This window comes from Kitasatospora sp. NPDC057518 (assembly GCF_042802075.1).
GTDB lineage: Bacteria > Actinomycetota > Actinomycetes > Streptomycetales > Streptomycetaceae > Kitasatospora.
Genome location: NZ_JBHVEU010000437.1, coordinates 1 through 7538, shown reverse-complemented (window position 1 = coordinate 7538; position 7538 = coordinate 1). Strand labels below are relative to the sequence as shown.

5 protein-coding genes are annotated in these 7538 nt (G+C 74.9%); 2 read left to right on the top strand and 3 right to left on the bottom strand.

The genetic code is table 11. From position 1 onward, the window contains the following. Nucleotides 1-35 precede the first annotated feature (35 nt). Complete coding sequence (locus tag ACFU7Z_RS32350) at nt 36-2276, bottom strand: MMPL family transporter (protein WP_380781412.1); 2241 nt, start codon at nt 2274-2276, stop codon at nt 36-38. 279 nt (nt 2277-2555) lie between these two features. On the opposite strand from ACFU7Z_RS32350, the gene ACFU7Z_RS32345 reads away from it, so the two are divergent. Continuing rightward, nucleotides 2556-3827 (top strand): sensor histidine kinase, encoded by a 1272-nt coding sequence (locus ACFU7Z_RS32345; RefSeq protein ID WP_380781410.1) that lies wholly within the window; start codon nt 2556-2558, stop codon nt 3825-3827. A gap of 9 nt (nt 3828-3836) precedes the next feature. On the opposite strand, the gene ACFU7Z_RS32340 is transcribed toward ACFU7Z_RS32345, so the two are convergent. After that, the gene (locus tag ACFU7Z_RS32340; protein ID WP_259316347.1) at nt 3837-4817 is read right to left on the bottom strand and encodes a zinc-binding dehydrogenase; all 981 of its coding nucleotides are present in this window, start codon (nt 4815-4817) and stop codon (nt 3837-3839) included. Next, a complete protein-coding gene (locus ACFU7Z_RS32335) occupies nt 4814-6139 on the bottom strand; it encodes a peptide ligase PGM1-related protein (RefSeq protein ID WP_380781408.1) in 1326 nt (441 codons plus the stop codon). Before ACFU7Z_RS32335 ends, ACFU7Z_RS32340 begins: the two co-directional genes overlap by 4 nt. Nucleotides 6140-6432: 293 nt before the next feature. On the opposite strand from ACFU7Z_RS32335, the gene ACFU7Z_RS32330 reads away from it, so the two are divergent. After that, nucleotides 6433-7476, top strand: a complete 1044-nt coding sequence (locus ACFU7Z_RS32330; protein WP_049651744.1) for an NAD(P)-dependent alcohol dehydrogenase — start codon at nt 6433-6435, stop codon at nt 7474-7476. Nucleotides 7477-7538: the final 62 nt, after the last annotated feature.

The window sequence follows — 7538 nt, the reverse complement described above, 5'->3', positions numbered from 1 at the left end:
GTCCGGATCGGGTGCGGAGCTACCGGCGGGCGCCGTCAGCGGCCCGGCGTCAGCCGGTAGGGGTCCGGGGCGGAGCCCATGTCCGGCTCCGGCTCGTACGCCCCGTCCTGCGGGTGGCGGCGGGCCGCGGCGCGCCCCGGACGGACCGGCCACCAGATGCCGCGGCCGAACAGCGCGGCCAGCGCGGGCACCAGCACCACCGACAGCAGGAAGGCGGACAGCAGGATGCCGAGCGCCAGCGCGAAGCCGACCTGACGGCTCGCCGGGGTGGCGGCGAGGGTGGCGAAGGAGCCCGCCAGCACCAGGCCCGCCGTCGCGATGGCCGGGGCGGTGTGCCGCACCGCCCGGGCCACGGCCGCGCGGGCCGGCCCCGGCTGCTCCATCTCCTCCCGGATCCGGTCGCTGATCAGGATGTTGTAGTCGGTGCCGAGCGCGACGACGAACAGGAAGAGCACCAGCGGGAGCGTGAAGTTGACGCCCGGCTTGTCCAGGCCGTGCTGGAAGAGCAGTGCCGAGGCGCCGAGCGTGGCCGCGAAGCAGAGGCCGACGGAGACCATCAGGACCACCGGCGCCAGCAGGCTGCGCAGCAGCATCAGCAGGATCAGCGCGATCAGCGCGGCCGCGACCGGGAAGACGAGCCGCAGGTCGTGGTCGACGGCCTTCGAGATGTCGGCGAAGACCGCCGGGGTGCCTCCGACGTGGGCCGTCGTCCCGGCGGGCGTGTGCGCGGCGACGGCGGCCCGCAGCGGCCCCGAGACCACGTCACGGGCCTGCTGGGACTGCGGGTCCGCGGTCAGGTAGAGGTCGATCCGGGCGGCCCGCCGGTCGTCGGCGAGGGCGGTCCCCGCCACCTGCCCCACGCCCGCGACCTGTCCGAGCGCGCGGGACAGGCCGTCGAACCGGTCCGCGCTGAGCGTGCCGCCGTCCTTGGCGGTGAGGTAGACGGTGGTCGGGTCCGACACACCGGCCGGCAGCGCGCGGGAGATCTCGGCCGCGGTGGCGGCGGCGGCGGTGCGCGGGCCTTCGGCGCCCTGGCCGTAGTCCATCCTGATCCCGACCGTCCCGAGGGCCAGCGCGCCCAGTGCGGCGACGGAGGCCACCGCCAGGGCCAGCGGCCGGCGCGCCACCAGGCCGCCCAGCCGGGCCGACACGCCCTCGCGCGGCCGGCTCTGGAGCGCACGCGAGGGCCAGAACATCCCGCGTCCGCAGGCCGCCAGCAGGGCGGGCATCAGCGTCAGGCTGCCCAGCAGCATGACCAGGACCGAGACGGCGATGGCCGGGCCGAGCACCCGGAACTGCCCGAAGCTCGCCACCCCGAGCGTGGCGAAGGCGGCCACGATGGTCAGCGCCGCCGAGGTGATCGCCGTGCCCACCCGCCCCGAGACCTCCGCGGCCACGACCCGGACGGGCGTTTCGGGTCGCGCCCGCAGCTGCTCGCGGAAGCGGAACAGCAGGAACAGCAGGTAGTCGATCCCGATGCCGATCAGGACCACCTGGATCAGCGACGGGGTGCTCGGGTCGATCCTGATCCCGGTGAGCATCGAGGCGCCGACCACCGCGCCCAGTGCCACGCCACCGATCAGGGCGACCGCGAGCAGCGGCAGCAGGGCCGCCAGCACGCTGCGGAACACCAGCACGTTGAGCAGCACGATCAGCCCCATGGTGAGGGCTCCCATGACCTTCGCCATGGTCTTCCCGTCGTCCTTGGTGTCCACCGTGCCGGCCAGGCCGCCGGTGAAACCGGTGCGCAGCCCCGCGTCGTCGAACTGGGCCCGCGCCGAGTCCCGGAAGGCCCGGAAGAGGTCCTGCATCCCCGGCTCCTCGGGGTTGCCGACCAGCCCGACGGAGAGCAGCTCGAAGCTCTTGTCCGGTGCCACCATCACCGGGGCGACCGCGGGGGTCTGCGAGTGGTCCCGCGCCAGGAAGGACGGCCCGTCCTCCTCCTTGGGCTTCGGCATGGTGACCCGCTGCCGGCCCAGCTTCTCGGCCAGGGTGCCGATCCGCTGGTGGTCCGCGGCGCTGAGCGGGCCGCCGTCCGAGCGGGCGACCAGCACGGTCACCGTGTCGGCGTCGGGCTTCACGCCGAACCTGTCCTCGGCGATCTTCAGCGCGGCGGCCGAGTCGTAGCTCGCGGGCAGGAAGTCGCCGACCCGGGTCTGCGTGACGCGGAAGATCAGCGCCCCGCTCAGGGCGGTCAGCGCGACACCCAGCACCGTCCAGAGGGCGATGACCTTCCATGGGTTTCTCGTCGAGAATCCGGTCAGGGCGCGGATCAAAGTGTTCTCCTGCGTATCGACTTGCGGGTGGACTCGGCACCGGGTTCCCGGCCGGTCTCCAGACGATCACGCGGCACCCCCCGGATTCGTCCGGGCACAGGATGAACGGAAGCGGGGCCCCAGGGTCCGGCAGCCGTCCGGGACCAGGACCGTGGTCCCGGTCCCGGACCCGCCTCAGGGGCCCCGTCGCGGCCGGTCGGCCGGTGCCAGAATGGGTCGATCACCACAGCCCGGCCGCGCCGCACCGGTCCGGCGGGCCACGAGCAGGGAGACGCACAGATGCGCCGGCGCCGACACCCCGAGCAGCCGATCTCCGGCGGGCCGCCGGCCTCCGACAGGCTGCCGGGCGCCGACAGGCCGAAGGGCGGCGACGCGTTGCCGTGGACGCGTGACGACGCGCTGGTCGCCGTCGCCGCGGCCGCCCTGGACCTGGTCGGCTACTCGCTCGGCAGCGTGAGTGGCGACGGTGGGCCCGGAGGCGGCGGTGCCACGGCGCTCGGCGTCGTCCTCATCGTGCTGCCGGCCCTGCCGCTGCTCTTCCGGCGCAGCCACCCGGTGTCGGCGCTCGCGGCCGTACTGGCCCTGGGCGCGGCGGAGAACCTCTCCGCACCGCCGTCGACCCACTTCGGCTTCGCCCTCTCGGTGGCCCTGTACTCGGTGGCCAGGGTCCGCACCGCCCCGGTGACGGCGCTGATGTCCGGCGCGACGGCGGTGGTGACGCTGCTGAACCAGAGCCACGGGCGGCTCCCCACGGGGGCGAACGTCCTCTCCGCCGTTCTCGCGGTCGCGGTCGTGGTCGGCACGGCCGTCGTGGTCAACCGCTGGCAGCAGCAGGTGGCGGCCCATCGCAGGCTGCTCGCCGACCGTGCGGTGGCCGAGGAACGACGCCGCATCGCACGGGAGTTGCACGACATCGTGGCCCACCACATCACCACCATGCAGCTGATGGCCGGCGGCGCCCGGGCCAACCTCGGGGGCGACACCGAGGTGGTCCGCGACGCCCTGGTGACCCTCGAGTCCTCCGGGCGGATGGCCCTGCGCGAGATGCGCCAACTCCTCGACGTCCTGCGGGCCGACGAGGATCCGGAGACCGTGCCGAGCCCGCCCCAGCCCGGCGCCGACGACCTCGACCGCATCGTCGACGAGTCCCGGCTGGCCGGCCTGCCGACCGAGTTCGAGGTCAGCGGCCGCCCGCGACCGCTGCCCCCGACGGTGGGCCTGACCGTCTTCCGGATCGTCCAGGAGTCCCTCACCAACACCCGCAAGCACGCCGGCCCGGCCAGTGCCCACGTCCGGCTGACGTACCGTCCGGACCGGGTCACCGTCGAGGTGCGCGACGACGGCGCGGGCACCGGGACGGGCCCGGCCGGGGCCGCGGGCGGAACCGCCGCCGGGGCGGCGGCCCGGACCGGGCACGGCCTGATCGGCATGCGCGAACGCGTCACCCTGCACGGCGGCACGCTGGAGACCGGCGGGCTCGCCACCGGCGGCTACCGGGTGGCCGCCAGCCTGCCGCTGGCCCCGGGCGAGACGGAGGAGGCGCTCCGCTGATCCCGGCCCTCACTCCTCGCGGTGGACGTCCACCAGCACCTTGCCGATGGTCTCCCGCGCGGCCATCGCCCGGTGCGCCCCGGCCACCCCGGACAGCGGGACGGTCCGGTCGATCCGCGCCACCACCCGCTTCTCGGCGGCGAGCCGGAACAGGTGGTCGGCGACGCCCTCGAACAGCGCCCGGTCCGTCAGCACGTGCTTGAGCCAGAAGCCCTGGGCGCCCGCCGAGCGCTCGGTCAGCTCGCCCATCGTGAAGGCGTCCTCCACCCCGCCGCGCGCCCCGACCGACACCAGCCGCCCGAAGGGCGCCAGTCCGGCCAGCCCGGCGCGCAGCACCGGGCCGCCGACCGAGTCGAGGAACAGGTCCAGCCCGCCCGACTCCGCGAGCCGCCCGGCCAGGTCGGGGTCGGCCGGGTCGAGCACGGTGTCGGCGCCCAGTGAGAGCAGGTACTCCCGCTTCTCCGGGGTGGAGGACAGGGCGACCACCCGGCTCGCGCCCAGCTCCCTGGCCAGCTGCACCGCCAGGTGCCCGACCCCGCCGGCGGCCGCGCTCACCCCGACGGCGTCGCCCGGCCGCAGCCGCCCCGCCAGGGTCAGCGCGCCGTAGGCCGTCGCTCCCTGCTCCAGCAGCCCCAGCGCCTGCTCGTCGTCCACGCCGTCCGGCACCTCCACCGTGTGCGCCGCCTCGGGCGCGGCCACGTGGGCGTACCCGCCGCCGGTGCGCAGCAGCGCGACGACCCTCCGGCCGTCCTCCCGGCGCCGCCCGACCACGTCGACGCCGAGCACCGCCGGCAGCGGGAACCTGAGGTACTCGCCGGTGCGGCACTCCAGGTCGGCGTAGTTGAGCCCGGCCAGGGTGACGTCGACCAGCACCCGGCCCGGGCCGGCCTCCGGTTCCGGCACCGTCTCGACGCTCAGCTCCTCCGGGCCGCCGTAGCGGTGGATCAGCGCGGCGCGCATCATTCCGTTCTCCTCCAGGTCGGGACTCATCCGGCGAACAGCGCGAGCAGGGCGCCCTCCAGGGCGCGGGCGGCCTCCGGGCCCTCGGCGACCGCGCAGTACATCACCGAGCCGTCGGCGGGCCCGAAGTCGGAGCTGAACAGCACGCCGGTGCCGCTCTCCCGGTCGAAGGCCAGCCCGGCCGCGCCGATCGCCGCCACCGCCTCGGCGAAGGACCGCACCTTGAGGCCGGCCAGCTCCAGGAGGTGGCGCGAGCCGCGGTGCTCGGGGCGCAGCAGGCGGCCGGCATAGGCGTGGTGCAGGTGGCTGGAGCCGGTGAGCCGCGCGTTGGTCTCGTGGAAGTAGATCTCGCCCTCGGGGGTCAGCACGGCATCCGCGCTGACCGTGCCCCGGTAGCCGATCACCCGCAGCGCCTCGCACAGCCGGGCGGCCTCGCGGACGAGTTCGTCCCGGGTGCCGGCGTCCGGGGTGACCGGCGGGGTGATCTCCCCGACCACCACCGGCCGCATGACCATCTCGCCGCAGCCGGAGAGCACGGCGCCCGTGTCCCCGATCACGAACTCGGCGTACAGCGGCGCCGAGTCGGCGAAGTACCGCTCCACCACGACCCGCTGGCCGCGTCCGCCGGTCAGCCAGGTCCACCGCTCGGCCACGTACGCGGCCACCGCCGCCCGGTCCGGCAGCGGCACCACCCGCTCGGCGCCGACCGGCTCCACCTTCTCGTCCCGGGCGAGGATCTCGTTGCCGAGGCCGCCCGCCTGGTACTCGACCTTCACCATCACGCTGTGCCCCCGCGCCAGCAGGTCCTCGATCGCGGCCTCGACCTCCGCGGGCGAGCCGGCCACCCGCCCGGGCGGGATCGGCACCCCGGCGCCGGCGGCCATCGCCCGGAACCCGGCCTTGCTGTTGACCAGCGCGTTGCCGCCCTGCGCGGCGAAGGGCCGGCCGGGCATGGCGTGCCCGATCCCGAGCGCGTCCGCCAGCTCGGCCACCGCGCCGTTCGGCGAGACGGCCAGCACCTCGTCGACGGCGCGCCCGTCCAGCGCGCGGCGCAGCTCGGCGCGGAAGCCCGGGTCGGCCAGCCGGTCGGCGGTGAGCACCTGGTCACCGTGGGCGCCGGGCGGCGGCACCACGAAGGCCAGGCTGTCGGCCCGTACGCCGGTCAGCCCGGTGACGTACGCCAGGTACTCCGGGTCGGGGCCGCAGGGCAGCACCAGGACGTCCCCGTCCTCGGCCCACCAGAGCATCCGCTGCGCCCCGCACCCGGCGAACCGCAGCTCCGCCGGCGGCGTCCCGGCGAGGTCCCCGACCATCTCCTCGGTGCGGTTGTTCGCGATGCAGAGCGTCGTCATCTGGTGAACCCTTCCGGCCTTCGCCGCTGTTGCGGCCCTGGTCCCACGTGCGGCACGGGTGTGGCGTGCGCTACCGGTGTAGCGCACCGGGGTTGTTCTGGTTCGGCCCTCGGTCATTGAACAAAACGCCGAACAACCGGCGGCCCTCCGACCCGCGCCGGTCGCCCCCCGGAGCGGGCACCGCCCCAGCAGGGCGCACCGGCCCCAGGAGTACCGTGGGTGTGCTGTTCGACCGTCCCGGTCCGTCCGACCCGACCGGCCCGGCTCCATCCGCAGAGAGGGTACGAACTCCCATGACCACCACCGTCGCCGCCTACGCCGTGCCGGCCCCCAAGGCCCCGCTGGAACGTACGACCATCGAGCGCCGCGCGGTCGGCGAGCACGACGTGCTGATCGACATCGCCTTCGCCGGCATCTGCCACTCCGACATCCACCAGGCCCACGAGGGCTGGGGCCGGGCGGTCTTCCCCATGGTGCCCGGGCACGAGATCGCGGGCGTCGTCGCCGAGGTCGGCCCCGGCGTCACCGGCTTCGCGGTCGGCGACCGGGTCGGCGTCGGCTGCATGGTCGACTCCTGCCGCACCTGCGACAACTGCCGGGCCGGCCTGGAGCAGTACTGCGACGAGGGCCCGGTGTGGACGTACAACGCCGTCGGCAAGGACGGCCGGCCCACGTACGGCGGCTACGCCAAGACCGTGGTCGTCGACGAGAACTACGTGGTCCGCGTCCCCGAGGCGCTGCCGCTGGACAAGGCCGCGCCGCTGCTGTGCGCGGGCATCACCACCTACTCCCCGCTGCGGCACTGGAACGCCGGCCCCGGGAAGCGGGTCGCCGTGGTGGGCCTCGGCGGGCTCGGCCACATGGGCGTGCAGATAGCCCACGCGCTCGGCGCCGAGGTCACCGTGCTGTCCCAGTCGCTGCGCAAGAAGGACGACGGCCTGCGGCTGGGCGCCGACCACTACTTCGCCACCAGCGACCCGGCGACCTTCCAGAGCCTCGCGGGCACCTTCGACCTCATCCTCAACACCGTCTCCGCGCCGATCGACTTCGCCGCCTACTTCTCCCTGCTGCGCACCGACGGGGCGATGGTCAACGTCGGCCTCCCGGAGGAGCCGCTGGAGGTCGACATCCGGGCGCTGGGCGGCCGGCGGCGCAGCATGAGCTCCTCGGGCATCGGCGGCATCGCCGAGACCCAGGAGATGCTGGACTTCTGCGCCGAGCACGGCGTGGCGGCCGAGATCGAGCTGATCGGCGCCGAGAGGATCAACGAGGCGTACGAGCGGGTCCTCTCCAGCGACGTCCGCTACCGCTTCGTCATCGACACCGCCACCATCTGACGACCGGCCGGGCCGGTCCGGACCCCTTCGGAGGGGCCGTGTGACCGGTCCTGGCCACCGGG

What these genes read in the sequence shown, in the direction of transcription:
- ACFU7Z_RS32345 (WP_380781410.1), top strand. Translation starts at nt 2,556, where the DNA reads ATGCGCCGGCGCCGACACCCCGAGCAGCCGATCTCCGGCGGGCCGCCG.
- ACFU7Z_RS32340 (WP_259316347.1), bottom strand. Translation starts at nt 4,817, where the DNA reads ATGAGTCCCGACCTGGAGGAGAACGGAATGATGCGCGCCGCGCTGATC.
- ACFU7Z_RS32335 (WP_380781408.1), bottom strand. Translation starts at nt 6,139, where the DNA reads ATGACGACGCTCTGCATCGCGAACAACCGCACCGAGGAGATGGTCGGG.
- ACFU7Z_RS32330 (WP_049651744.1), top strand. Translation starts at nt 6,433, where the DNA reads ATGACCACCACCGTCGCCGCCTACGCCGTGCCGGCCCCCAAGGCCCCG.